Origin of the sequence: Pseudolactococcus insecticola (genome assembly GCF_011170065.1) — a bacterium.
GTDB lineage: Bacteria > Bacillota > Bacilli > Lactobacillales > Streptococcaceae > Pseudolactococcus > Pseudolactococcus insecticola.
Window position 1 is genome coordinate 1 of record NZ_BLLH01000020.1, and the last position, 1,681, is coordinate 1,681.

General features: G+C 38.2%; 2 protein-coding genes. Both read left to right on the forward strand.

The annotated features are described in order from the left end of the window. A partial coding sequence (tnpA, locus tag Hs20B_RS09545) for an IS200/IS605 family transposase (protein ID WP_172357944.1) occupies positions 1–238 on the forward strand: 238 nt, incomplete at its 5' end. Between the two features lies 1 nt (position 239). Further along, the gene (locus Hs20B_RS09550) at positions 240–1,448 is read left to right on the forward strand and encodes an RNA-guided endonuclease TnpB family protein (RefSeq protein ID WP_172357946.1); all 1,209 of its coding nucleotides are present in this window, start codon (positions 240–242) and stop codon (positions 1,446–1,448) included. Positions 1,449–1,681: the final 233 nt, after the last annotated feature.

Sequence of the window (1,681 nt, forward strand, 5' to 3'; positions counted from 1 at the left end):
AGCAAAACCGCAATCTGAATTACGCAAATTCATTAACTCGTATAAATCCGCAAGCTCACGACTAATCAAAAAAGAATATTCAGAGATTAGACAAAAGCTATGGAAAGAAATGTTTTGGTCTCAATCGTATATGCTTCTAACAACGGGCGGTGCTCCACTAGAAGTCATCAAAGAATATATCAAGAGTCAAGGACAAAAGCCTACGTCGCGAATTAACGTAGCTGGAAAGGACAAATGACATGCAAAAAGGATACCGTTTTCGTCTATATCCCGATGTAGACCAACAAACAAAACTTCGCAAAAATATTGGTTGTGCACGCAAAATGTATAATGAATTAGTCAATGACGAAGATGTTAACTATCACTTGGATGAAGTTAGTCCTTTACCATTTGGGAAAAAACGGAAACGATTGACTTACACTCAGATTAAGGCTCAATTTCCATACATGAAAGACGTTGATAATCTTGCTTTAGCCAATGCTCAAATGAATTATCGCGCTGGACGCAAACGATTCTTTGATAACTTACGAAACCCGTCTGGACGCAAAATTAGCCTGCCAAAAAAGAAACGTAAGTCAAAAGCTAAGTGGTCTTATCAAACTAACAATCAAACACCTAAGGGTGTTGTGGCGCAGAACAATGTTAATGGTTCCGTGCGTTTTAGTCATAATTATAAATACATTCAACTCCCAAAAGTAGGACTTATAAAAGTTAAAGCACACCGCAGACTCCAACAATTGTGGCGTATTTCGACTGTTACGATTACACAAGAACGTAATGGTCAATGGTACATTTCTTTGTTAATGGAGATTGGCGAAATTACAAAGCCAGAAAAAACAGGGGCTAAGCTAGGCATCGACCTAGGATTAAAAGATTTTGCCATTACAAGTGATGGTGTGAAATACAATCGACCAAATGATGTTGCTTTGGATAAAAAAATCAGAAGAGCACAACGTAAGCTGTCTCGCAAATACGAAGTCGCAAAAGAGATGGAAAAATCTGTTAGATTTGCGGCTAATTATCAAAAACAAAAGGTAATTGTCGCAAAGTTAAAAGCTAAACGCGCGGCTATTCGTAAGGATTTTCAACACAAGTTAAGTTGGGAAATCATCAATAACCACGATGATATTCGGATTGAGAACTTGCAAATTAATAATATGATGAAAAACCCGAAATTAGCTCGTGCAATACAGGAATCTGCATGGTATCAATTCACAACGATGTTACTATACAAAGCTAATATGTACGATAAACAAGTACACAAAGTGAGTATGTGGTTTGCGTCAAGTCAGATTTGTAACGAATGTGATTGGCATTGTCATAAGTTTGGCATGACTACAAACGAATGGTTATCTGTTCGTGAATGGACATGTGAGCAATGCGGCGCAGTGCTAGATCGTGATGTTAATGCAGCACGAAATATACGAGATACAGAACAAGTTGCTTAAATAAGCAAAACAAAAAACCTCCGGGACGGAGGGGTTAGCCTTTAGTCTGGGTAGCGCCAGCAGTACACGACCTCTATCACACCTTACCTTAGTGTAAGAAGTGACAAGTCGTGGTTATTTAGGAAAAATTCGAGTGACAACGTAATCAAGATATTTTTGATTACGAAGTAATCTTGATGCTCCGACTTCAAACGTTAATAACCGCTAGGTTTAGTTAAGTCGGTGTAGTTCAC

Coding starts and splice junctions, on each gene's coding strand:
- Hs20B_RS09550 (WP_172357946.1), top strand. CDS start 240: ATGCAAAAAGGATACCGTTTTCGTCTATATCCCGATGTAGACCAACAA.